We start from the raw sequence: 25,095 nt of genomic DNA on the forward strand, positions 1-25,095 counted from the left end.
GACTTGATTTGAACACCTCCGCTGCAACCGAAGGCGAGCTGGCCGGCCGCCACCTCGTGCTCGGCATGACAGGCGGCATCGCCTGCTACAAGATCGCCGAGCTCACGCGCCTCCTGACCAAGGCCGGCGCGAACGTGCAGGTCGTGATGACCGAGGCGGCCACCCAGTTCATCACGCCGGTCACGATGCAGGCGCTCTCGGGCCGCCCCGTCTACACGAGCCAGTGGGACGGCCGCGTGCCCAACAACATGGCGCACATCGACCTCTCGCGCGAAGCGGACGCCATCGTCATCGCGCCCGCCTCCACCGACTTCATCGCCAAACTCGCCAACGGTTTCGCCGACGACCTGCTCGCCACGCTGTGCGTCGCGCGCGACTGCCCGCTGCTGGTCGTGCCGGCCATGAACCGGCAGATGTGGAACAACCCGGCTACGCAACGCAACGTCGCGCAACTGCGCGCGGACGGCGTGGAAACGCTCGGCCCCGACTCCGGCCCGCAGGCTTGCGGCGAAGTCGGCGACGGGCGCATGCTGGAGCCGGAAGCCATTTACGAGGCCATCGTCGCGTTCTTCGCGCCCAAGGTGCTGGCAGGCCGCAAGCTGCTGATCACGGCCGGACCGACCTTCGAGCCGCTCGACCCGGTGCGCGGCATCACGAACCGCTCGAGCGGCAAGATGGGCTTCGCGCTCGCGCGCGCGGCGCAGCAAGCCGGCGCCGAAGTGCATCTGGTCGCGGGCCCCGTTGCGCTGCCCACGCCGTGGGGCGTCCGGCGCGAAGACGTGCAGACCGCGCAGCAGATGTACGACGCCGTGATGCGCGAAGCAAGCGATGCCGATGTCTTCATCGGCGTGGCCGCGGTGGCCGACTGGCGCGTCGATCACGTTGCCGCGCACAAGATCAAGAAGACGGCCGAGCACCGCATGCCGACGTTCAGTTTCGTCGAGAACCCCGACATTCTGGCGTCGGTCGCGGCCATGCCGAATCCTCCGTACTGCGTGGGCTTCGCGGCCGAAAGCGGCGACCTCGAGGTGCACGGCGCAGAAAAGCGCGCGCGCAAGAACGTGCCGCTCCTGATCGGCAACCTCGGCCCGCTGACCTTCGGCCAGGACGAGAACGAAGTCGTGCTGTTCGAAGCCGCCGGCCGCACGCCGCTGCCGCGGGCGGCCAAGCAGGCGCTCGCGCAGACGCTGATCGCCGAAATCGCGCGGCGTCTGCCGGACCCGAGCATCATCTCGTGACGCGCACGCCGGCGCCCTCGGGCGCTGACGCGGCGCGCCGCGAACGAAGTGAAGGAGCAGTACTGCCATGACACTGCTTTCCGTGCTGGACCAGTCGCCCGTGATTGCCGGGCACACCGCGGCGGACGCCATCGCCGCCACCGTCGAACTCGCGCAACTCGCCGACGAGCTCGGCTACACGCGCTACTGGTGCGCCGAGCACCATGGCCTGCTGGGTGTATGCAACCCCGCCCCCGAAGTCATGCTCGCGCGCCTGGGCAGCGTGACCCAACGCATCCGCATCGGCTCGGGCGGCATCATGCTGCCCTACTACAGCCCGTTCAAGGTCGCCGAGCAGTTCATGATGCTCGAAGCGCTGTTCCCGGGGCGGGTCGATCTGGGCGTGGGCCGTGCGCCCGGTGGCGACATGCGCACCGCTCAGGCCGTTGCAGCAGGTGCCTACAATCGCGGCGATCAGTTTACGCAGCAGGTGCAGGATCTCGTCGGCCTGATGGACGGCACGCTCGCCGCCGACCACCTCGCGCACGGCGTGGCGCTGCAGCCGCAAATCGCCACGCGGCCGCAGCTGTGGGTGCTGGGTTCGAGCGACTTCGGCGGCGCGCTGGCTGCGCAGCTCGGGCTGCGTTTCTCGTTCGCGCATTTCATCAACGCACACTTCGGGCACCTGGTGGCCAACGCCTACCGCGACAGCTTCCAGGCCGGCCACGAACCAAAGCCGTATCTCGCGTGTGCGGTATTCGTCATCTGCGCCGACACCGATGCCGAAGCCGCCGACCTCGAAAAGGCCGTCGACCTGCGCCGCGTGCAGATGGCCTACGGCCTGAACGCGCCCATTCCGAGTCTCGAGCAGGGCCGCGCGCAGGAATACGGCGAACGCGAACAGATCGTGATCGACCGCGAAAAGCCGCGCAGCATCATCGGCACGCCCGAACGCGTCACCGAGCGCCTGCACGCGCTCAAGGACAGCTTTCGCGCCGATGAACTCGTCGTGCTGACCGTCGCGGGCAGCTACGAGGCGCGCCTGCGCTCCTACGAACTTCTCGCCGAGGCCTTCCAGTTGCCTCGGAACCGATCCAACCCGGACTCAACGCCGACCCAACCCTGACCCCGATCGAATCGGAGCCTCATGAAAATCGACATCAAGATCCTGAACGAACACATGCGCGACCAGCTGCCCCACTACGCCACGCCGGGCAGCGCCGGCCTCGACCTGCGCGCCTGCCTCGACACGCCAATCACGCTCGAACCCGGCGAAACGAAGCTCGTGCCGACCGGTCTCGCGATCCACCTGGCCGACCCCGGATACGCGGCGCTGATCCTGCCGCGCTCGGGTCTCGGCCACAAGCACGGCATCGTGCTCGGCAATCTCGTTGGTCTGATCGACTCCGACTACCAGGGCGAGCTGATGATCTCCACCTGGAACCGCGGCCACACCACTTTCACGCTCAATCCGATGGAGCGTCTCGCGCAACTCGTGATCGTGCCGGTGGTGCAGGCGCAGTTCAATATCGTCGACGACTTCGAGCAAAGCGAGCGCGGCGCAGGCGGCTTCGGCAGCACGGGCAAGCACTGAGCACTGAGCTCTGAGCGCCGCCCAAACGCGCCTGGCCCCAATCCGGCGCGCCCAGCAGCAACAAAAAAGCACGCTCACGGCGTGCTTTTTTGCGTTCACAGCGACTCCTGAGCCCGTGCGGCGGGCTGCCTGCGGCGATACCATAGCGCATATGCCGCCACGAGCACCGCGAGAAACCCGAGCCCATATGCGAGCGTCATGCGGAATTCGCGCGTGAACGCCGTGCCGACCAGAATGCCGAGCATCAGCAGCGCGCCCAGCACGCTCGTGAGCGGAAAGCCCCACATGCGGAATGCGAGCGGTGCGCTCCCGTCGCGCGCGCGACGCGCGCGGAAGAAAATTTGCGTCACGAAGATCATGAACCACGTAAACATTGCGCCGAACATCGCGATCGACATCATCAGCGTGAACGCCGCCTGCGGCCAAAGCGCGTTGAGCACGGCCGCCACGGCGATGCCGATGGTCGACAGCGAGAGCGCCGCGGTCGGTACGCCATTGGGCGTGAGGCGCCCGAACACCGCAGGTGCGTAGCCCGCACGCGAGAGACTGAACATCATGCGCGTGGTGATGTAAAGCTGGCTGTTCATGGCCGACAGCGCGGCCACAAGCACGATAAAGTTGATCGCCCCGGCCGCGTACGGCACGCCGGTTTCGGCCATCACCTTCACGAACGGGCTCTCGTTGCCGCCCGCCTCGGTCCAGGGGACGATGGCGAGCATCAGCGCGAGCGTGAGCAGATAGAACAGCACGAGGCGCAGCACCGTCGCGCGGAACGCCCGCGTGACGGCACGCGCCGGGTCTTTGGCCTCCGCTGCGGCAACCGCGATGGTTTCCACGCCGAGGTAGCTGAAAAGCGAAACGATCGTGCCCACCCACACGCCCCACCAGCCCTTGGGCAGCAGTCCGCCGTGCGACGTATAGTTCGAGAACCCCACGCCCGAACTGGCGGGCGCGCGCCACACGAACCACGCGCCGAGCACGATGAACGCGACGATCGCCGCGATCTTGAGACTGGAAAAGAGATACTCGATGGTGCCGTAGGCCCGCACGCTCATGGCGTTTACGGCGATCAACGCCGCCGAGAAGCCGACAATCCAGTAGAGCCCCGGCACGTGCGGCAGCCAGAACTTCATGTAGATGGCGATGGCCGCGACTTCAGTGCCCACGGCCAGCACGTAGGCGGACCAGTACGCGTAGCGCACGACGAAGCCGGCCAGCGGGCCGATATAGTGCTCCGCATACGCGCCGAACGAACCGGAGGTCGGGTGCGCGACGGTCATCTCGGCCAGCGCGCCCATCAGCAACAGCGCGATCAGCGCGCCAATCGCATAGGACACGAGCACGCCCGGCCCGGCAAAGCCGATGGCGAAGCCGCTGCCGAGAAAGAGCCCGGTGCCCACCGCGCCGCCGATGGCGATCATCGTCATCTGGCCCGCGGACAAGCCCTGGCGCAGCCCCTGCTCGCGCTCGACGATGGAGTCGAACGCGCCCGATTTACGTGGTACCACTATTGCACCCCTGCTTTGCGCTGACACTGTGAATGAACGCCTATTTTACTTTGTGGCGTCGCACGCACCTCGAAGACCGCATAAATCATTTCGGATTCCTGATTCTTTGGTCTCGAAATAAAACGGCGTAACCCGTAAAGGGCTACGCCGTCGTGCGTTAGCGGCAAGCAGTGCTTATTCGACTTCCACGGCTTCCGGATTGCGCGGTGCGGGTTGCGCGTCGAACGTGAGCTGGATCTTGTCCTCGGCGTCGACATCCACGGTCACGCGGCCACCATTCATGAGCTTGCCGAACAGCAGTTCGTCGGCGAGCGCACGGCGGATCGTGTCCTGGATCAGGCGCTGCATCGGCCGCGCCCCCATCAGCGGGTCGAAGCCATGCTTGGCCAGATGCTTGCGCAGCGCATCGGTGAAGAGCGCGTCGACCTTCTTCTCATGCAGTTGGTCTTCCAGTTGCATGAGGAACTTGTCGACCACGCGCATGATGATTTCCTCATCGAGCGCACGGAAGCTGATCGTCGCATCGAGCCGGTTGCGGAACTCGGGCGTGAACAGCCGCTTGATGTCGGCCATTTCGTCGCCCTGCTCGCGCCGGGTCGTGAAACCGATCGTCGACTTGTTCATCGTGTCGGCGCCCGCATTCGTCGTCATGATGATGATGACGTTGCGGAAGTCTGCCTTGCGGCCGTTGTTGTCGGTCAGCGTGCCGTGGTCCATCACCTGCAGCAGCACGTTGAAGATGTCCGGGTGCGCTTTCTCGATTTCGTCGAGCAGCAGCACGCAGTGCGGCTTCTTCGTGACGGCTTCGGTGAGCAGACCGCCCTGATCGAACCCTACGTAGCCCGGCGGCGCGCCGATCAGCCGGCTCACCGCATGGCGCTCCATGTACTCCGACATGTCGAAGCGGATCAGCTCGATGCCGAGCGTGAACGCCAGCTGACGCGCCACTTCGGTCTTGCCGACGCCCGTGGGGCCCGAGAACAGGAACGAGCCGATCGGCTTGTCGGTCTTGCCCAGACCCGCGCGCGCCATCTTGATCGAGGCCGAAAGCGCGTCGATAGCCGGGTCCTGTCCGAACACCACCGCCTTCAGATCGCGGTCGAGCGTTTGCAGTTTCGAGCGATCGTCTTGCGAGACGCTTTGCGCCGGCACGCGCGCGATCTTCGAGATGATCTCCTCGATCTCGCTCTTGCCGATGGTCTTCTTCTGCTTCGACTTCGGCAGGATGCGCTGCGCCGCGCCCGCTTCGTCGATCACGTCGATTGCCTTGTCAGGCAAATGACGGTCGGTGATGAAGCGCGCCGACAACTCGGCCGCTGCGTTCAAAGCGCCCGACGAATACTTCACGCCATGGTGCTCCTCGAAACGCGACTTGAGCCCGCGCAGGATGGCAACCGTCTGCTCCACGGTCGGCTCGACCACGTCCACCTTCTGGAAACGCCGCGACAGCGCCGCGTCTTTCTCGAAGATGCCACGATATTCCGTGAAGGTGGTCGCGCCGATGCACTTGAGCGTGCCCGACGAAAGCGCCGGCTTGAGCAGGTTCGAAGCATCGAGCGTGCCGCCCGACGCGGCGCCCGCGCCAATCAGCGTATGAATCTCGTCGATGAAGAGAATCGCGTGCGGACGCTCCTTGAGCTCCTTGAGCACGGTCTTCAGACGCTGCTCAAAGTCGCCGCGATATTTGGTGCCCGCCAGCAGCGCGCCCATGTCCAGCGAGTAGACCTGTGCGTCCGCGAGAATGTCCGGCACTTCGCCGCGCGTGATGCGCCAGGCGAGGCCTTCGGCGATGGCAGTCTTGCCCACGCCCGCTTCGCCCACGAGCAGCGGATTGTTCTTGCGGCGGCGGCACAGCACCTGCACCACGCGCTCGACTTCGAGCTCGCGCCCGATCAGCGGATCGATGCGGCCATCCTTCGCCATCTGGTTCAGGTTCTGCGTGAACTGGGCGAGCGGGGTTTCCTTCTGGCCTGCCGCGTCTTCGGCTTCGGCGTTCGCCTCGCTGGCCTTGGCTGCTTCGCCGCTGCCGGTCTTCGCGATGCCGTGCGAAATGAAATTCACCACGTCCAGACGCGTGACGCCCTGCTGTTGCAGGTAGTACACCGCGTGCGAATCCTTCTCGCCGAAGATCGCGACCAGCACGTTCGCGCCCGTCACTTCCTTCTTGCCGTTGGAGGTGGACTGGACGTGCATGATCGCGCGCTGGATCACGCGCTGGAACCCGAGCGTCGGCTGCGTATCGACGTCATCCGTGCCGGGAACCGTAGGAGTGTTGTCGTGAATAAAGTTGCGCAGGTTCTGTCGCAGGTCTTCGATATTCGCAGCGCACGCTCGCAGCACTTCCGCAGCTGTTGGGTTATCCAGCAGCGCGAGCAAAAGATGCTCGACCGTAATGAACTCATGCCGCGCCTGACGTGCTTCCATGAACGCCATGTGCAGGCTGACTTCCAGTTCCTGGGCAATCATGCTTCCTCCATCACACACTGCAGCGGGTGCCCCGCTTGCCGCGCGTGGGTAACGACTTGCTCAACCTTGGTCGACGCGATGTCCCGCGTATAGACCCCACAAACGCCCCTGCCCTCGCGATGCACCTTCAACATGATTTGTGTTGCGGTCTCGCGGTCCTTATTGAAATATTCCTGCACGACCATCACGACGAATTCCATCGGCGTGTAGTCGTCGTTCATCAGCACGACCTTGTACATGGAGGGCGGTTTGACCTTTTGCTCCTGCCGCTCCACTACGGTTGAATCCTGCTTGTCCGGGATAATCGCCATACACCCATTCTAAACAACTCGGACAGGCCCGCAATCCTGCCGAAACCCGACCGGCCGTCCGGTGAACACCGGGCTGCGGCGCCGTGCGGACAATCCCGGCGCAGCCTCGTTTTCCCGGACTCGATCAGCCTCGCCCAATCCGTACCTCAAGCCGTACTTTCGCGGGCGCCCGGCTGCGGGGCCGGTTCGAACCATTCTGCCAGCAGCTTTCGGGCCACCGTCGAATCGAGTATCGCACAACCTGCGTGCCCACGTGGGCAGCCACTGTAGGCCTGCGCACGCACGTCCGCAGATTTCGTGCTGCGGTGCATCCCATGTGAGTCGATTATGCGACTTTTCAAGACAGCTCGCGCAACTCCGATTGGATAAAAAACGAACCGGATGAGTGCATCGGCAACTGCCTACGATTTCGGCCAGACAGAGTCGCAAGAAAAGCCGGAAAAACCCTGGAATGTGCTCTTTACAACGCGTCAGATAACGTCTCAAAATATTCTTGACAGCAGAATAAAGAGCCCCAACAATCAAGCTGGCACTTTTTTCAACCGCCTATATTTTCGAAAAAATGCCGTTGGTGAGCTTGTGAGAGGGGGCGTTCGCACTCTGCGATCGTTTAGCTTTTCGAACTGCTCGTGGTAGTGACATGAGTTACAGGGGAAGTTGGTATGGCAACCGGTACGGTTAAGTGGTTCAACGACGCGAAGGGTTTCGGATTCATCACGCCGGACGAAGGCGGCGAGGATCTGTTCGCTCACTTTTCGGCCATCCAGATGAATGGCTTCAAGACCCTCAAAGAAGGTCAGAAGGTGAGCTTCGAGGTCGTGCAAGGCCCGAAGGGTAAGCAGGCATCGAACATTCAGGCAGCTGCCTGACCTGTTCGGTATCTGTACCTGAGAAACCCGGCTTCGGCCGGGTTTCTTTTTGGGCGGACGATTTTTCGCTAGATCACGCGCAGCGTGCCCATCATGCCGAGGTCCTCATGCTCGAGGATATGGCAATGGAACATGCGCTCGCCCGCGACGTCCTGCACGGTCGCAAGATGCACGCTTTCCCCGGGTTTCACGTTGACCGTGTCGCGCCATGCGAGATACGGCTCGTCCACGCGCTTGGCGCCCGTCTCGCGCGACATTACCTGGAACTGCGTACCGTGCAGATGGAACGGATGATCCATGTCCGTGCGGTTCGCAATCGTCCAATGCTCGACTTCGCCGCGGCGGCTCGTAAGCGTGATGCGCTCGGGATCGTAGATTGTGCCGTTGATCATGAATTGCATACCGCGCGGCATGCCCGATTTTGACGCCCCCGGCTGGTGCATCGCATGCATGTCCATGACTTCGCTGAACACCACGGATTTTTGCGTGAGCGCAGCCGTGGTCTTGCCGCGCGGCGCCAACGGTTCGATCGTGCGCAACTGCGCAGGCAATGCCGCCGCCGCGCCATGCGGCGCGAATTGCACCTGGGCCAATACGGCCGATGGCGTGGGCGGCAGGCTGCCGTGCGACATCGCCATCTTGCGCCGGTCGTACTGCGCGGCCATCATGCGCGCGCGTGACGCGCCCTCGCCCGCGCGCACGATCAGTTCGGCGCGCTCACCCGGCGCGATCAGCAGCGAAGTCACACCCTCGCGCGGCGCGGCAAGCAGGCCGCCGTCGGTGCCGACCTGCGCGAACGCACGGCCATCATCGAACGCCAGCAGCAGATAGCGCGCGCTGCAGCCGTTCCAGACACGCCAGCGCTCGTCGCGCACCACGTCGATGCGCGGCTCGCGCGCGCCGTTCACGAGCACGAACTGGCCTTCCCGACCGTTCATCCAGTCCATCATGCCGTTCTCGGAAATCGTGCCGTCAGCAGCAAGCTTGAGGTCGGATACGAACAGATGGCGCTCCGGCCAAGCCGCAAGCGGATCGCTCGCGGCGCGCACGACAATGGGACCCGCGAGCCCGCGAAACACCTGCTCGGCCGTGTGCATGTGCGGATGCGGGTGATACCAGTAGGTGCCGGCGCTCCCCTTGGGCAGCGTGAACCGGTAGACGCGCTCGTCACCTGGCGCCACGAGGTTCATGGGGTTGCCGTCCTGATCGGGCGGCACGGGCAAACCGTGCCAATGAATCGTGGACGGCTGCGGCAACCGGTTGACGAAGCGGATCTCGACAGTGTCGCCTTCCTGCACGTCGATCAACGGACCGACGCCGGGGCCGGCGTCATCGGCCTTATCGGTCTGATTCCCCGGATCGTATTGCCAGAAAGTGGTAGCCGGCTGCCCAGCGAGCAAGGGCCGCGTCACGGGCCTGGCGATCAGCGTCGCACGAAAATGCCCTGCTTCGCGGCTCTCGTTCACCAGCGTTCGCAACGTTGCCAGCGGCGCGCCGGCGGGCAACGCATCGGCTGCCGCGAGCGGCGTCGGCGCGTGCATCATCGCGACGGACATCCCGCTCATCCCGCTCATCCCGCTCATGCCGGACATGTTGGACATGCCGGACATCGCATGGCCGCTCTGCTGGGCCAGCGCCGCGCGCGCAAACAGCGACGCCGTGGCGGCGCTCAATGCGCCGGACAAAAAAGTTCTGCGTTTCATCGATGAATTCCTCAAACACACCTGACGACGCGACGCGCAATGACAGCGCGCCGCGCATGTGGCCATGGGCTTCGCGTGCGCTCACCGCACGACGAATCCTCTCGGGCCTGCATCGGGCCGCTTCCGCCCATGAGGCGAAGCGCCCGCGTTCAGACGATGGGAGGCGGCAACAGCGGCGCGTGGGTGATGCCCGCGCGCAGTGCAGCGGCAGGCGCAGCGCGTGGGGAGCGCTCGGGCACGCCCGTACCGATGCGCGCGCCGACAGGCGGCGCGGCGCAATGTCCACAGCAGCTCGCAGCGCAATCGCTCGCATGGCCGGCGCAGCGGCCATGCGTGCTTGCCGGCTCTGCGACGCCGCAATGATCGTCCGCCGCAGCAGCCCGATGCGCAACATGCGAAACCGGCGATGAGTTCGCGTCTCGCTGCATGGGCTCGCACGCGCTGGCGCCGCTCAGGGCAAGAAGCGCGAGCAGACCAGCGACGAGGAAGCGACACAGAAAAGTCATGCGAAACGAGACGGCGAATGAACTCAATTGATGGGCGTCATGATAACGCACAGTCGTCGTCGCTGCGCGCACCACATCACACGGCATGCCATGAGTACGACAAAGAAACAGGTAGGAGTGCTCGATAAGATCGCGGCAGCTTCGCCGGTACTGCGCAAGCGCAATGCGCCGATGAACGCTTCCCACAAAATAAAACGGAGCATCACTCACTATGTCATCGAAATCCGTACGCGTCGCGGCCCTGCTTTCGCCCCTGCTCATCGCCGCCTGTTCGGCCACACTGACCGCCGCACCCACGTCCGCAGTCAGCGAAGCGTCGTCGCGCGCGCAACTCGAGCAGTCCGCGCGCCAGGCCTTGCATACGCTTTACGAGACAACACCGGGCGCACGGGCGCTGGGCTCGAAGTCCGCCGGCATTCTGGTCTTTCCGCAGGTGCTGAAGGCGGGCTTGCTGGTCGGCGGATCGAGCGGCAACGGCGTGCTGTTCTCGGCGGAAGGCAAGGTGCTGGGTTACTACAACTCCAGCGCGGTCTCGTGGGGTCTGCAGGCCGGCGCCCAGAACTTCTCCGAAGCCATGTTCATGATGACGCGCGAGTCGATGCAGTATCTCGATAGCTCCGATGGCTGGTCGGTCGGCGTGGGGCCGAGCGTCGTGGTCGCCGATTCCGGCATGGCCAAGGACCTCACCACCACCACCGGGCGCTCCGATATTTACGCGTTCATTTACGGCCAGTCCGGTCTGATGGCCGGACTCGGCGTACAAGGGCAGAAAATTACGCGCCTGAGCGAGTAGCGGATGTCACTCTCCGCATCAATTCGCATATCGAATCAATCGGAATAATTTTCCGGCAGGTCAATGCAAAAAACCCCGACGGCCTTTACGGGTCCATCGGGGTTTTTACGTTGCGGCGCGAACCTGCTGGACTACGCCTACATATTGTCGATCATCACCTGCCCGAATGCGGAGCACGACACCTGCGTCGCGCCCTCCATGAGCCGCGCGAAGTCGTACGTCACACGCTTTTGCAGAATCGACTTCTCCATCGAAGCGATGATGAGATCCGCCGCCTCGGTCCAGCCGAGGTGGCGCAGCATCATTTCCGCCGACAGAATCTCCGAGCCCGGATTCACGTAATCCTTGCCCGCGTACTTCGGCGCCGTGCCGTGCGTCGCCTCGAACATTGCCACCGAGTCCGACAGGTTCGCGCCGGGCGCAATGCCGATGCCGCCCACCTGCGCAGCCAGTGCGTCCGAGATGTAGTCGCCGTTCAGATTCAGCGTGGCGATCACGTCGTACTCGGCCGGGCGCAGCAGAATCTGCTGGAGGAACGCGTCGGCGATCACGTCCTTGATCACGATGTCGCCGCCCGTCTTCGGGTTCTTGACCTTCATCCACGGACCACCGTCGATGAGTTCCGCCCCGAATTCCTTCTGCGCGAGCGCATAGCCGTAGTCGCGGAATGCGCCTTCGGTGAACTTCATGATGTTGCCCTTGTGCACGAGCGTCACTGAACGGCGCTCGTTGTCGATCGCGTACTGGATCGCCTTGCGCACGAGACGCTCCGTGCCTTCCCGCGAAACCGGCTTGATGCCGAGACCCGAGCTGTCCGGGAAGCGGATCTTGGAAACGCCCATTTCCTCGCGCAAGAACTTGATGAGCTTCTTCGCGCCTTCCGACTCGGCAGGCCACTCGATACCCGCGTAAATATCTTCCGAATTCTCGCGGAAGATCACCATGTTGACCTTCTCCGGCGCGCGCACGGGCGACGGCACGCCCTTGAAGTACTGCACGGGCCGCAGGCACACATAGAGGTCGAGCTGCTGGCGCATCGCCACGTTCAGCGAACGGATGCCGCCGCCCACCGGCGTCGTGAGCGGACCCTTGATCGACACGACATATTCCTTCACGGCGTCGAGCGTCTCGTCGGGCAGCCATACGTCGGGGCCATACACGCGCGTGGCCTTCTCGCCTGCGTAGATCTCCATCCAGTGGATCTTGCGCTTGCCCGCGTAGGCTTTCTGGACCGCCGCGTCGACCACCTTGAGCATGACCGGCGTGATGTCGACGCCCGTGCCGTCGCCCTCGATGTAAGGAATGATCGGCTGATCGGAGACATTGAGCGAGAAGTCCGGATTGACGGTGATCTTCTCACCGCTAGCCGGGACCTTAATGTGCTGATACGGCATGATCAACTCCAGTAGGGGAATCGGTCTGTCGACCGCGAACGTTTCGAAAACGGGATGTGCCCGATTGCAAGGCGGCCGTGCGCGGCGCCAGGGTCTGGTCGTTATTCTAGCCCACGGCCCCATTGCCCGCCCCGCAGGTCATTCATGCATTTATGCTGCGCGGCGCCATCGCCCATCGTGAATGTCCGATGTCTTATATAGGACCCGTTATTCGATGCGGCCCAATATGCATTAATATCGCGGCGCGCCCTGATTCCAGAAGACTCCCATTCCTCACTGGCACGCTCGCCCTATTCCCTATGCGCTTGATCGCCCTCAATAAGCCGTTCGGCACGATTTGCCAGTTTTCGCCGCACGAAACACGCCAGTCGCTTGCGGATTGGGTCAAGACGCCGGGCGTCTATCCTGCTGGCCGTCTCGATGCGGACAGCGAAGGTCTGCTGCTGCTCACCGACGACGGCGCACTTCAAGCCCGCATAGCCGAACCGAAGCGCAAGCTCGTGAAGCGCTATTGGGCGCAGGTCGAAGGCGCGCCCGGCGAGGACGCGCTCGCGGCGCTCGAGCGCGGCGTCGATCTTGGCGATTTCGTGACGCAGCCGTGCCGCGCAAAAAAAATCTCCGATGACGACGCCGATCTCCTGTGGCCGCGCACGCCGCCCATTCGCTATCGCGCGGCGATTCCCACCACATGGATCGAACTCGCCATCAGCGAAGGCAAGAACCGCCAGGTGCGGCGCATGACGGCGGCGGTGGGCTTTCCGACGCTGCGTCTCGTGCGCGTGGCAATCGGCTCGCTCGATATTTTTTCGCTGGGCCTCCCCCCCGGTGCGAGTGTCGAAGTACCCACCGATGCGCCCTGGCGCCGCGCGACACCCACGCGCACGGCACACAAGTGACTGTTGCGTAAGCACTTTTCCGTCATTTACGGCTTGCCGCGTGCGCCGTGCATCGGCGCGTTGCCTCACGAATTTCGTGCGAAGAAAAACAAATGAGGAATTCGCGTCAACCGGTACGCGAAACCATGCGTTATTTCACGCAGATGCCGCCCCGAAGCTATCCGGCATTCAGCCTTACGGGCCCAGCGCAGCAATGCACGGTCCCGACCGCTGGCAGACGCGTTCGTCAATTCGTTCCGAATTTGTCGCTCACGACTGTCAACCGAAAGGTGGATGGCACGTTTACCGACCTGACTCCAATAACCGGGTCACTTGGTTAATCAACTCAAGCTGAGGATTCACAACATGAACAAACTGATCGCCGCTCTGGTCGCTGGCCTCTTCGCAACGGCTGCATTCGCACAAGCTTCGGCTCCGGAAGCAGCTGCTCCGGCATCGGCAGCTCCGGCTGCTGCTGCTTCGACGGCTCACAAGTCGTCGACGCACAAGAAGTCGACGCACAAGAAGTCGTCGCACAAGAAGGCAGCTAAGGCTGAAGCCGCTTCGGCAGCTTCGGAGTAAGCTCGCTGAAAGACGCCTGGAAGAGCGGCGCTTCGTGCCGTTCTTCACCGCGTTCGAAAGGCAGAGTGTCGCAAGGCACTCTGCCTTTTTGTTTATGCATCGTCCGCGTATCGTCCCACTACGGCTGCATGTTTTGACCCGCGTTCGCGGACTCGCGTAACATGCGCGGATTATTCCCAAGCAAGGAGCTCACTCGTGCGATTTTCCCTGCGCCCGCTCATCGCGCGTTGCGCGCTCGCCGTCGCTTTTCCGCTCGCCGCCACGCTCGGCACCTTTGCGGCCCTTACGCTCACCGCGACCGCCACCAGCAGCGCGGCGCATGCACAGCAGATGCCGCCCGGCGCCAAGCAGCCCGGCGATTTTCCGCACACGAAGCTCACTGCAGGCATGTTCGTGATCGATGCCGCCGTGGCCGCCAATGACGCGGACCGCGAGCAAGGCCTCATGTATCGCACGCAGCTCGCGCCGAACGAAGGCATGCTGTTCGTGTTCGGCGAGAACGCCGTGCACTGCTTCTGGATGAAGAACACGCTGATTCCGCTGTCGATCGCGTTCATGCGCGCCGACGGCACGATCACCGACATCGACGAAATGCAGGCCGAAACCACCAACAACCACTGCCCGCGCAATAACGGCGTCTACGCGCTCGAAATGAGCAAGGGCTGGTTTACGGCGAAAGGCATCAAGCCCGGCATGAAGATCGACGGCCTGCCGCGGCTGCAGTAAGCGCCCGGGCAACTTTGGCCCGCCCCGGGCGCCCCGGCGCCGATATTGCGCCGCCCCGCCGCCCTCCGAGGCGCATGAGCCGGCTTCCGCAGTTCGCGGCGCCGGCTTTTTTGCGCGCGTGGCGTGCGCCGCTTGTGCGCGCCTGACTCGCGCGCCCAACTCTCGCGCCCCACCCGCCAGGCCGCGCCGCGACGCCCTCCACAAGACGCCTTCTCGGGCTCTGACGCCCTTTCAGCAAAAGCGCCGCGCAAGCGCTATCCTAGTAATCCGCCGCGCGGCGCGCGTCTGCCCGATGCACGTTTAAGCACCTTGAAGCACGCTGAAACGCTCCCGGGCACGCCGCCGCGCGGACCGCCGGGCCGCGCGCAGGCCGCGCCGCGCGCCGCCCGGCACTTTCCATGGCGCGTTATTCCAAGGAGATCACCGTGCCTCGCAAGACTCCCATCGAGCGCTATCGCAACATCGGGATTAGCGCTCACATCGATGCCGGCAAAACCACGACGACCGAGCGCATCCTTTTCTACACCGGCGTGAATCACAAGCTGGGTGAGGTTCACGACGGCGCGGCGACCATGGACTGGATGGAGCAGGAACAGGAGCGCGGCATCACCATCACTTCGGCCGCGACCACCGCGTTCTGGAAGGGCATGGCCGGCAATTACCCCGAGCATCGCATCAACATCATCGATACCCCGGGGCACGTCGACTTCACCATCGAAGTCGAGCGTTCCATGCGCGTGCTCGACGGCGCGTGCATGGTGTACGACTCCGTGGGCGGCGTGCAGCCGCAATCGGAAACCGTGTGGCGCCAGGCGAACAAGTACAAGGTGCCGCGCATCGCGTTCGTCAACAAGATGGACCGCGTGGGCGCGGACTTCTTCCGCGTGCAGCGGCAGATCGGCGAGCGCCTGAAGGGTGTGGCCGTGCCCATCCAGATTCCCGTGGGCGCCGAAGACCACTTCCAGGGCGTGGTCGATCTCGTGAAGATGAAGGCGATCGTCTGGGATGACGAGAGCCAGGGCGTGAAGTTCGAATACGAGGAGATCCCCGCAAACCTCGTCGATCTCGCGCACGAGTGGCGCGAAAAAATGGTCGAGGCCGCCGCCGAGGCCGACGAAGTGCTGCTCGAGAAATATCTGCACGACCACGAGAGCCTCACCGAAGAGGAAATCAAGGGCGCGCTGCGCAAGCGCACGATCGCCAACGAAATCGTGCCGATGCTGTGCGGTAGCGCGTTCAAGAACAAGGGTGTGCAGGCGATGCTCGACGCCGTGATCGACTATCTGCCCTCGCCCGTGGACGTGCCTGCGATTCTCGGCCACGACCTCCAGGACAGAGAGATCGAGCGCCATCCGAACGACGACGAGCCGTTCTCCGCCCTCGCGTTCAAGATCATGACCGACCCGTTCGTCGGCCAGCTGATCTTCTTCCGCGTCTATTCGGGCGTGGTGAATTCGGGCGACACGGTGCTCAACGCGACGAAGGACAAGAAGGAGCGCCTTGGCCGCATCCTGCAAATGCACGCGAACGAGCGCAAGGAAATCAAGGAGGTCCGTGCGGGTGACATCGCGGCGGCGGTGGGTCTGAAGGAGGCCACCACGGGCGACACGCTGTGCGATCCGGCGCACGCAATCGTGCTCGAAAAGATGATCTTCCCCGAGCCCGTGATCTCGCAGGCCGTCGAGCCGAAGACCAAGGCCGACCAGGAAAAGATGGGCATCGCGCTCAATCGTCTCGCGCAGGAAGACCCGTCGTTCCGCGTGCAGACCGACGAGGAATCCGGCCAGACCATCATCTCGGGCATGGGCGAGCTGCACCTCGAAATTCTCGTCGACCGCATGAAGCGCGAGTTCGGCGTGGAGGCCACCGTCGGCAAGCCGCAGGTCGCGTATCGCGAGACCGTGAAGAACAAGGTCGAAGATGTCGAAGGCAAGTTCGTCAAGCAATCGGGCGGGCGCGGCCAGTACGGTCACGCGGTCATCACGCTCGAGCCGCAGCCGCCGGGCAAGGGCTACGAGTTCGTCGACGCCATCAAGGGCGGCGTGATTCCGCGCGAGTTCATTCCGGCCGTCGACAAGGGCATCCAGGAAACGCTCAAGGCGGGCGTGCTCGCGGGCTATCCGGTGGTCGACACCAAGGTGACGCTCACGTTCGGCTCGTACCACGATGTGGACTCGAACGAAAACGCGTTCCGCATGGCCGGCTCGATGGCCTTCAAGGAAGCGATGCGCAAAGCGAAACCGGTTCTGCTCGAGCCGATGATGGCGGTGGAAGTGGAAACGCCCGAGGACTTCATGGGCAACGTGATGGGCGACCTCTCCAGCCGGCGCGGCATCGTGCAGGGCATGGAGGACATCGCGGGCGGCGGCGGCAAGATCGTGCGCGCCGAAGTGCCGCTTTCGGAGATGTTCGGCTACTCCACGTCGCTGCGCTCGCTCACGCAGGGGCGCGCCACCTACACGATGGAGTTCAAGCACTACGCCGAAACGCCGCAGAACGTGGCCGAAGCGGTCATCAACGCGAAGAAGCAATAAGGCGTGCGCGAAGCGCATGACTCGAAGCCCGTCCCGCAAGGGGCGGGCTTTTTCACAGCTTTGCATGGGGCCGGAGTAAGGAGACACGACCATGAGTCACGACCATGAGCACGCGCCCGACTGGCGCGAGAACGGCGTCAAGGTGATACGCGGCGACCAGCTCGACACGAACACGGCGCAAACGCCCGGCATGAACCGCGCTGCCGCAATCAATGCGGCGCGCGTGGGCGCACAGAAAATCTGGGCCGGCACAGTGACGATCCATCCGAACGCGAAGACGGGCGCGCATCATCACGGCGCGCTCGAAAGCGTGATCTACGTGCTGCGCGGCCAGGCGCGCATGCGCTGGGGCGAGCACCTCGAATTCACCGCCGAAGCGGGCCCGGGCGACTTCATCTTCGTGCCGCCCTACGTGCCGCACCAGGAGATCAACGCGAGCACCGACGATCCGCTCGAATGCGTGCTCGTGCGCAGCGACAACGAGGCCGTGGTCGTGAATCTGAACATCGACGCCGTCGAAGCGCCGGAAACGGTCTATTGGGTCGATCCGATTCATCGCCATCCGCACGAACCTTGAGACCGCATTGAAACCTCGCATTGAAACCTCATAGCGCATGACATTGTCCGCCCCGCCCGCTTCAGCCAAATCGCTGCGTCCGCGCCTCATTGCGCTTTACGCAGCCCTGATCGGGGCCAACATCGCGGCGTGGGCGTGGGCGCTGATCGCGTTGCGCCACTATCCGCTGCTTATCGGCACCGCCGTCATCGCCTACGGCTTCGGCCTGCGCCACGCCGTGGACGCCGACCACATCGCCGCCATCGACGCCGTCACGCGCAAGCTCATGCAGCGCGGCGAGCGGCCGCTCGGCGTGGGCCTCGCGTTCTCGCTCGGACATTCGAGCATCGTGATCGCGGCCACGCTCGGCATCGCGCTCTCGGCGCTCACGCTGCAGGGGCGCTTCGAGCAGTGGCACGAGATCGGCGCGGCTATCGGCACGCTGGTGTCGTCGGGCTTCCTGCTCGTGATCGCGGGCATGAACCTCGTGATCCTGCGCGACGTCTGGCGCCGCTATCGCCGCGCGCATCGGGACGACGCTGAAACAGCCGAAGCAGCCGTGGCGAGCGCTGAACCGATGGCCCCCGCCGGACTCCTCGCGCGCGCGCTGCGGCCGCTTTTCGCGCTCGTGAGCAAGAGCTGGCACATGTATCCCGTGGGCCTGCTGTTCGGCCTCGGCCTCGATACCGCCACCGAGATCGGCCTGCTCGCCATCGCCGCCGCGCAAGCGGGCAAGGGCTTGCCGATGGTCTCGATCCTCGTGTTCCCGGCGCTTTTCACCGCCGGCATGACGCTCGTCGATTCCACCGATAACGTGCTGATGGTTCACGCCTACGGTTGGGCGATGGACGATCCGAAGCGCAAGCTCTACTACAACGCGAGCATCACGCTCGTCTCGGCGCTGCTGGCTGTCATGATCGGCGGCGTGGAAGCGGCGGGGCTTATCGGCGCGCAGCTCGGCGCGAGCGGCGGCCTCTGGTCGGCCGCCGCGGGCGTGAATGCGCACTTCGGCGAGATCGGCTACGCGTTCGTCGCGCTCTTCATCGCGTGCTGGATCGGCTCGGTGCTGTTCCACCGCTGGCGCCGGCCCGGCCTCGTTGAACTGGCTACGCAATCCGGTACAACCCCCGCTACGCCCGTATCGGCGGGCATGGCCGAAAACGCCTAAACTAAGCACTATTCGTCGTCTGCCGTACCGCATGCCGCCGTCGCGGCCGCTTCCATCGCGGCCGCGCCCTTCCACGGAACCGCACCGGAAACCCGCGCCGATGAAACGTCAGCAGTCCAAGCCGCCCCGCCGCCTCTCGCTCTCGAAGCCCGCTTTACCGCAAGAGTCCCCCCCGCCTGACTCGCGCGAACCAGCGCAAGGGTCGTGCTCGACTGCGGCCGCTTCCTTCGACGCATTGCGCGCCCGTGCAGGCGCATACGGCAACCACGCCATCGACGAGTTCCTCACCGGCCGGCTCACGCGCCGCGAGTTGCTGCGCTATGCCGGCGCGCTCGGGCTGTCGAGCCTCGCGTTGGCGGGCAGCGGCCTCGTCGCGCCGCGCAGCGCGCGCGCCCAGGCCACGCGAGGCAAGCCGGGAAATCAGACCATCCGCGTTGCCCACCTGATGCCGGCGGGCGCGGTCGACCCGCTCACGGTGACCGACGCGGGTGCGCTCTGCCTCCTGAACCAGACCGGCGAATTCCTCGCCAACGACGACGCCGACGGCCATCTGCAACCGGCGCTCGCGCTCTCGTGGCAGCCCAACGCGAGCGCCGACGTCTGGACCTTCAAGCTGCGCCCCGGCGTGAAATTCCACGACGGCCAGCCATTCGGCGCGAAGGACGTGGTCGCCACGTTCGATCGCCTCGCCGACCCCGCGAGCGGCTCGGCGGCGCTCTCGGTGCTCAAGGGCGTGCTCTCGAAGGGCGGCACGAAGATGGTCGACGAGCACACCGTCGCGTTCCATCTCGACGCGCCCAACGGCAACTTTCCCTACTACGTTTCTTCGGACAACTACAACGCCGTGCTGCTGCCCGCGAATTACGCGGGCAATTACGAAAAGAGCTTCATCGGCACCGGGCCGTTCAAGCTCGAGCGCTACGAAACACGGCGCGGCGCGAGCTTCGTGCGCAACGACGCTTACTGGGGCGAGAAAGCGCTGCCCGAACGCGTGCAGTTTGCGTTCTACGCCGACGAGCAGGCGCAGATTCTCGCACTGCAGGGCCATCAGGCCGATGTCATGGGCACCTTTACCGTGCAGGGCGGCATCGGCATCCTGAACAATCCCGACTTCAAGGTGATCGGCGTGCGTTCGAGCGCGCACCGGCAGATCCACATGCGCAACGACGTGCCCACGTTCAAGGACAAACGCGTGCGCCAGGCGCTCGCACTCGCGCTCGATCGCGACGTGATGGTGCGCGGGCTCTTCAAGGGCCGCGCCGTGGTGGGCAACGACAGCCCGTTCGCGCCGATCTTCCCGTCGACGGCCGGCACGGTGCCCCAGCGCAAGATCGATGTTGCGAAGGCGCGCCAGTTGCTCGCGCAGGCGGGCGTCGCCAATGGCTTCGACATCACGCTCACGACCGAGAAGTACATGGAGATTCCCGATCTCGCCGTGGTCGTGCAGAACGCGGCGAAGGCGATCGGCGTGCGCATCGCGCTGAAGGTGGAGAGCCAGTCGCAATACTACGGCGCGGGCACGTATGGCAAATCGGACTGGCTCGACGCGCCGCTCGGCATCACGGATTACGGCCATCGCGGCGTGCCGAACGTGTTCCTCAACGCGCCGTTCACGAGCGGCGGCACGTGGAATGCTGCGCACTTTCGCAATGCGCAGTACGACAAGCTGGTCGCGCAATTCGCGGCGACGCTCGACGTGGCCGCGCAGAAGCAAGTGGCCGCGCAGATCCAGACGCTGCTGCTCGATGAAACGCCGGTGATCATCCCGTACTTCTACGATCAATTGATCGCGCAACGCACCGCGCTTTCGGGCGTGCATTTCACCGCGCTCGCACAGCTCTACTTCGACCGCGCGACGCTCGCGGCGTAAGCGTCGCGCAACGCCTGCCATGCGCGCATCTGGAGTCCGATGGCTACACCGCTGACGAGACCGCCCGAATTGAACCCTCGCGAGCCGCTCGGCGCACACCCCATGCGCGGGGTGCGCGGCAAGGGCGTCGCGCGTTTTCTCGCGCAGCGCGCCGCATGGGCGCTTTTCACGCTCTGGCTGCTTTCCGTGCTGGTGTTCGCGGGCGGCCAACTGCTGCCGGGCGACGTTGGGCGCGCGGTGCTCGGCCCGCTCGCCGACGCGCGCGCCGTAGCAGCGCTCAACCACGCGCTCGGCGCGGACCGCCCGCTGCTCGACCAATACGCCAGATGGATCGGCCATGCATTGCGCGGCGACCTCGGCACCTCGTGGACCTTCCACCAGCCCGTCGCGCCGCTGGTGGGCGATGCGCTCCTGCAATCGGCGAAGCTCGGGCTGCTCGCGTTCGTGGTAGTCGTGCCGCTCGGCATCGGCGGCGGCGTATGGGCCGCGCTGCACGGCGGACGCTGGCTCGACCGGCTCATCAGCACGCTGGGGCTGTGCGCGAGCGCGGTGCCGGAATTCGTCTCATCGATCGCGCTCATCCTCGTGTTCGGTGTCTGGCTGCGCTGGCTGCCGATCGAGGCCGTCGCGCCAGCGGATGCGGGCGTGCTCGACACGCTGCGCCACCTCGTGCTGCCGGTGCTGCCGCTCGTGCTGGTGTTCTTCGGCTATCTTGCGCGCATCGCGCGCGCGGGCATGCTCGACGCGCTCGAAGCCGACTACACGCGCACCGCAGTCCTCAAGGGCCTGCCGCGCCGCGTCGTGATCGTGCGCCACGTGCTGCGCAACGCACTGCTGCCGAGCGTTACGGTGGCGGCCACCCAGCTCGGCTATCTGATCGGCGGGCTCGTGGTAGTCGAGTCGCTATTTCGCTATCCGGGCATCGGCTCGCTCATCTACAGCGCAGCGAAGGCGAGGGACTTTCCGTTGCTCGAAGCGGGCGTGCTCACCGTAGGCCTCGTCTACACGCTCGCGAATCTCGGCGCCGACCTGTTGCACGCGCTGTTCGATCCGCGGCTGCGCGCGCAAACGGGTTCTTGACGGGCTAACGGGGATACGCATGAACGATACGGTATCCGAATCGATTAACAATGCGACCTCGCACGAGGCCGAAGCCGGCGCGCCGCACTTCGTGGCCACGTTGCGTCTTTTGCTGCGCTCGCCCGCGTTCGTGCTGGGCACGCTGATTCTGCTCGCATGGATCGTCTGCGCCCTCGCGGGCGCCTGGATCGCGCCTTACGACGCCTATGCGTCCGACCCGCTCAGCTCGCTGCTGCCGCCCGAGCGCACGCACTGGTGCGGCACTGACCAGCTCGGCCGCGACATCTGCTCGCGCGTGATCGTGGGCGCGCGCGACATTCTTACGATCGCACCGCTCGCCACCTTGACGGGCACGCTCGCGGGCACGGCGCTCGGCCTCCTGACCGGCTATGTCGAAGGTTGGGCGGGCACGCTCGTCGCACGCGCGCTCGACGCCGTGCTCGCGCTGCCCCTCGTGATCGTCGCGCTGCTCGTGCTCGCGGCCGTGGGCGCGTCGAACCTCGCCGTCGTGCTGGTGATCGGCATCACCTTCGCGCCGCTCGTCGCACGCACCGTGCGCGCGGCCGTGCTCGCCGAGCGCCATCTCGACTACGTGGCCGCCGCACGGCTGCGCGGCGAGCGCGCGCACTACGTGATGTTTGCAGAGATCTTGCCGAACGTCTGGCCGCCGATCGTTGTTGAAGCAACGGTACGCCTCGGCTACGCGATCTTCGCGGTGGCGACGCTTTCGTTTCTCGGCTTCGGCATCCAGCCCCCTTCGGCCGACTGGGGCCTCGCGCTCGCCGAGTCGTACGCACTGCTCGCGGGTGGCGCGTGGTGGACCGTCGCCTTCGATGCACTCGCGATCGCATCGCTCGTGGTGGCGGTCAACCTGATCGCCGACAGCCTGCGCGAGGAGCTCGACTCATGAATGCCGTGCGCCCCGCCCTCGCCACCTTCCACGCACCGCGCGCCGACGATGCGCTCGCGCTGGTCGGCCTCACGGTGGCCTACCGCGTGCGTGGCAAGGACCGCGACGTGCTCACCGACGTGTCGCTGCGCATCAGGCGTGGCGAAGCGTATGGCCTCGTGGGCGAATCGGGCTGCGGCAAATCGACGGTCGCGCTCGCCGTGCTGCGCTATCTCGCACATAACGGCCGCGTGAAGGCGGGGCGCATCGCCATCGCTGGCGAGGACGTGCTCTCGCTCGATCGCGAAGGTCTGCGCATGCTGCGCGCCCACAAGGTGTCGATGGTCTATCAAGATCCGGCCAGCGCGCTGAACCCGACGCTCACGATCGCCCGCCAGCTGAGCGAGGCTTTCGAAGCCGCCGGGGCACACCCCGCCGACGCGCTCGCGCAGTCGCATGCGATGCTCGAGCGCGTGCGCATCGCCGACCCCGCGCGCGTGATGGCGAGCTGGCCGCATCAGCTCTCCGGCGGCATGCAGCAGCGTGTGGTGATCGCGATGGCGCTCGCGTCGAACCCGGCGCTCCTGATCCTCGACGAACCCACCACGGGCCTCGACGCCACCGTCGAGGCCGAGGTGCTCGCGCTCATCGCACAACTGCGCGCGGAGCTCGGCATGGCGGTGTTGCTCATCAGCCACGACCTGGCCGTGATCCGCGGGATGTGCGAGCGCATGGGCGTGCTCTACGCGGGACGCCTCGTGGAGGAAGGCGCAACGCGCGACGTGTTCGCGCGGGCGCGCCATCCGTACACGGTGGGGCTGCTGCGCTGCCTGCCGGCGCCGGGCCGCAACAAGGCGCATGGCGCGCTGGACACGATTCCCGGAGAGCTGCCGGCCCCTGGCACGCTCACGCATGGCTGCGTCTACGCTCCGCGCTGCCGTCTCGCTGACGCGCGTTGCCGCGAGCACGCGCCGCCGCCGCATCGCATGGAAGCGGCGCACGGCGAGCAGATGTCGCGCTGCCACTATCACGAGCGGGCCATCGAGCTGCCGGTCGCCGAGAGTGCGGACCACGCGAACGTCGCCGATATGCGCACCGGTGCACAGACCATTGCTCCATCAACCGGACAGTCGAATCCGCAGACAAACGAACCGGCTGAGGAAACGCCGTGCGCACCGCGCGCACACGAGGCGAAAGTGGTCCTGCGCGCGGCCAATGTTTCGCGCACCTTCGGCCGCGGCGAGCACGCGCAGCGCGTGCTCGACGACGTCTCGCTCGAGTTGCGCACGGGGGAAACGCTCGGCCTCGTCGGCGAATCGGGCAGCGGCAAGACGACACTCGCGAAGCTTCTGCTCGGGCTCCAAGCCGCCGACCCGGGCGGCACCCTCGAACTCGACGCACAGCCCCTCGCGGAGCGTCTCGCGCAGCGCGACGCCAGGCAGCTGCAGGCGTTGCGCATCGTGTTCCAGCATCCTGACGCCTCGCTCAATCGTGCACTGCCAGTAAGGCGGCTGGTGGGCCGCGCGCTCGCCCAGGCACGGCGCGCAGGCGCGGGCGATGCATCGAGCGCGCGATCGCGCGAAGCGGCAGAGGAGCCCGCGGACGAAACTGCAGGCGGGACTACAGACCAAAGCGCCGAAGCCCGCAACGCGGCGCGCATTGCCGCGCTGCTCGAAGCGGTGCGCGTGCCGGTGCGCTACCTCGCAGCCCGCGCGCGGCAGCTTTCGGGCGGCCTCAAGCAGCGCGTGGCAATCGCTCAGGCGTTCGCGGGCGAACCGCGTGTGGTGATCTGCGACGAGCCGACCTCGGCGCTGGATGTCTCGGTGCAGGCCGCCATCCTGAATCTGCTGGCGCGCCTGCAGCGCGAGCACGGCGTGAGCTATCTGTTCATCTCACACGACCTCGACGTAGTGCGTTATCTCGCGGACCGCGTCATGGTGCTCTACGCGGGCCGCGTGCTGGAGAGCGGCCCCGCGAGCGCCGTGCTCAGCGGCCCGTGCCATCCGTATACCGAAACGCTGCTCAATCCCGGCATGCTCACGCGCGAAACATCCACGAGCCATACCCTCGCCGGCACGCCCACCGGCGACATACCGCGCAACGCCACCGGCGGCACGACAGGCTGTGTCTTCAGCGCGCGTTGCCCACGCAAGCTCGGCGCGATCTGCGACGAAGCCGCGCCGCCCTTCGACGCGGATGCCCACGGTCATTGCATCCGCTGCCACATTCCGGCCGAGCAGCTGCGCACGCTTCAAGCCGAAACGGCCTCGGCACAACCCCACTCCTGAGCCGCGCGAAGGTCAGACGAAATTCGTTGCGTTGTCCAGTTTTGCAACGCGAATCGCCAGGCACTCCGCACGCGTTTCATCGTCGAAACGTTTTCCGTTAATTTTTCCGCCCCGTAGCCATAGAGAAAGTGTTAAGTCCTCGTCACGCGGACTTGCTGGACCGATG

The 25,095-nt window shown here is 65.2% G+C and carries 20 protein-coding genes; 15 read left to right on the top strand and 5 right to left on the bottom strand.

The window, feature by feature from the left end:
* The first annotated feature begins 65 nt into the window (after positions 1-65).
* From coaBC to dut, 3 genes are all read left to right on the top strand, one after another.
* Positions 66-1,238 carry a bifunctional phosphopantothenoylcysteine decarboxylase/phosphopantothenate--cysteine ligase CoaBC gene (coaBC, locus tag P5W99_RS11770; RefSeq protein ID WP_434662566.1) on the top strand — a complete coding sequence of 391 codons (1,173 nt, stop codon included), beginning with the start codon at positions 66-68 and terminating at the stop codon, positions 1,236-1,238.
* 67 nt (positions 1,239-1,305) lie between these two features.
* Entirely contained in the window at positions 1,306-2,343 is a 1,038-nt protein-coding gene (locus tag P5W99_RS11775) for an LLM class flavin-dependent oxidoreductase (protein WP_421024590.1), read from the top strand.
* Between the two features lie 21 nt (positions 2,344-2,364).
* A complete protein-coding gene (dut, locus tag P5W99_RS11780) occupies positions 2,365-2,811 on the top strand; it encodes a dUTP diphosphatase (protein WP_421024591.1) in 447 nt (148 codons plus the stop codon).
* A gap of 95 nt (positions 2,812-2,906) precedes the next feature.
* Here the strand turns inward: dut and P5W99_RS11785 are convergent, their stop codons facing one another.
* The 3 genes from P5W99_RS11785 to clpS all read right to left on the bottom strand — a co-directional run bounded on the left by P5W99_RS11785 (position 2,907) and on the right by clpS (position 7,096).
* Entirely contained in the window at positions 2,907-4,319 is a 1,413-nt protein-coding gene (locus tag P5W99_RS11785) for an amino acid permease (protein WP_434660883.1), read from the bottom strand.
* Between the two features lie 174 nt (positions 4,320-4,493).
* Positions 4,494-6,785: an ATP-dependent Clp protease ATP-binding subunit ClpA gene (clpA, locus tag P5W99_RS11790; RefSeq protein ID WP_421024593.1), complete on the bottom strand. Its 2,292-nt coding sequence runs from the start codon at positions 6,783-6,785 to the stop codon at positions 4,494-4,496.
* Positions 6,782-7,096, bottom strand: coding sequence for an ATP-dependent Clp protease adapter ClpS (gene clpS / locus P5W99_RS11795; protein WP_028205276.1), 315 nt, complete (start codon positions 7,094-7,096; stop codon positions 6,782-6,784). Before clpS ends, clpA begins: the two co-directional genes overlap by 4 nt.
* A gap of 662 nt (positions 7,097-7,758) precedes the next feature.
* Here clpS and cspD point away from each other — a divergent pair.
* Entirely contained in the window at positions 7,759-7,965 is a 207-nt protein-coding gene (gene cspD / locus P5W99_RS11800; protein ID WP_017776809.1) for a cold shock domain-containing protein CspD, read from the top strand.
* 68 nt (positions 7,966-8,033) lie between these two features.
* Here the strand turns inward: cspD and P5W99_RS11805 are convergent, their stop codons facing one another.
* Positions 8,034-9,668, bottom strand: coding sequence for a multicopper oxidase family protein (locus P5W99_RS11805; protein WP_434660886.1), 1,635 nt, complete (start codon positions 9,666-9,668; stop codon positions 8,034-8,036).
* A gap of 717 nt (positions 9,669-10,385) precedes the next feature.
* On the opposite strand from P5W99_RS11805, the gene P5W99_RS11810 reads away from it, so the two are divergent.
* On the top strand, positions 10,386-10,967 hold the full coding sequence (locus P5W99_RS11810; RefSeq protein ID WP_421024595.1) for a YSC84-related protein: 582 nt from the start codon (positions 10,386-10,388) through the stop codon (positions 10,965-10,967).
* 137 nt (positions 10,968-11,104) lie between these two features.
* Here the strand turns inward: P5W99_RS11810 and icd are convergent, their stop codons facing one another.
* Positions 11,105-12,361 (bottom strand): NADP-dependent isocitrate dehydrogenase, encoded by a 1,257-nt coding sequence (icd, locus tag P5W99_RS11815; RefSeq protein ID WP_421024596.1) that lies wholly within the window; start codon positions 12,359-12,361, stop codon positions 11,105-11,107.
* Positions 12,362-12,660: 299 nt separating this feature from the next.
* Here icd and P5W99_RS11820 point away from each other — a divergent pair, with 299 nt between their 5' ends.
* The 10 genes from P5W99_RS11820 (at position 12,661) to P5W99_RS11865 (ending at position 24,929) form a co-directional block, all read left to right on the top strand.
* Positions 12,661-13,257 (top strand): pseudouridine synthase, encoded by a 597-nt coding sequence (locus tag P5W99_RS11820; RefSeq protein WP_421024597.1) that lies wholly within the window; start codon positions 12,661-12,663, stop codon positions 13,255-13,257.
* A 345-nt stretch (positions 13,258-13,602) separates the two neighbouring features.
* Entirely contained in the window at positions 13,603-13,818 is a 216-nt protein-coding gene (locus tag P5W99_RS11825; RefSeq protein ID WP_421024598.1) for a hypothetical protein, read from the top strand.
* Between the two features lie 195 nt (positions 13,819-14,013).
* Positions 14,014-14,544, top strand: coding sequence for a DUF192 domain-containing protein (locus tag P5W99_RS11830; protein ID WP_421024599.1), 531 nt, complete (start codon positions 14,014-14,016; stop codon positions 14,542-14,544).
* Positions 14,545-14,969: 425 nt separating this feature from the next.
* A complete protein-coding gene (fusA, locus tag P5W99_RS11835) occupies positions 14,970-17,078 on the top strand; it encodes an elongation factor G (protein ID WP_421024600.1) in 2,109 nt (702 codons plus the stop codon).
* Positions 17,079-17,169: 91 nt separating this feature from the next.
* Positions 17,170-17,655 (top strand): cupin domain-containing protein, encoded by a 486-nt coding sequence (locus P5W99_RS11840; RefSeq protein WP_421024601.1) that lies wholly within the window; start codon positions 17,170-17,172, stop codon positions 17,653-17,655.
* Between the two features lie 37 nt (positions 17,656-17,692).
* Positions 17,693-18,802 (top strand): HoxN/HupN/NixA family nickel/cobalt transporter, encoded by a 1,110-nt coding sequence (locus P5W99_RS11845; RefSeq protein ID WP_434660890.1) that lies wholly within the window; start codon positions 17,693-17,695, stop codon positions 18,800-18,802.
* A 100-nt stretch (positions 18,803-18,902) separates the two neighbouring features.
* Positions 18,903-20,672 carry an ABC transporter substrate-binding protein gene (locus tag P5W99_RS11850; RefSeq protein ID WP_421024603.1) on the top strand — a complete coding sequence of 590 codons (1,770 nt, stop codon included), beginning with the start codon at positions 18,903-18,905 and terminating at the stop codon, positions 20,670-20,672.
* Positions 20,673-20,774: 102 nt separating this feature from the next.
* A complete protein-coding gene (locus tag P5W99_RS11855; protein ID WP_434662569.1) occupies positions 20,775-21,752 on the top strand; it encodes an ABC transporter permease in 978 nt (325 codons plus the stop codon).
* Positions 21,753-21,771: 19 nt separating this feature from the next.
* On the top strand, positions 21,772-22,662 hold the full coding sequence (locus tag P5W99_RS11860) for an ABC transporter permease (RefSeq protein ID WP_421024604.1): 891 nt from the start codon (positions 21,772-21,774) through the stop codon (positions 22,660-22,662).
* Complete coding sequence (locus tag P5W99_RS11865) at positions 22,659-24,929, top strand: dipeptide ABC transporter ATP-binding protein (RefSeq protein WP_421024605.1); 2,271 nt, start codon at positions 22,659-22,661, stop codon at positions 24,927-24,929. Before P5W99_RS11860 ends, P5W99_RS11865 begins: the two co-directional genes overlap by 4 nt.
* Positions 24,930-25,095 lie beyond the last annotated feature (166 nt).

The sequence above is a fragment of the Paraburkholderia sp. A3BS-1L genome (genome assembly GCF_051125215.1).
Lineage (GTDB): Bacteria > Pseudomonadota > Gammaproteobacteria > Burkholderiales > Burkholderiaceae > Paraburkholderia.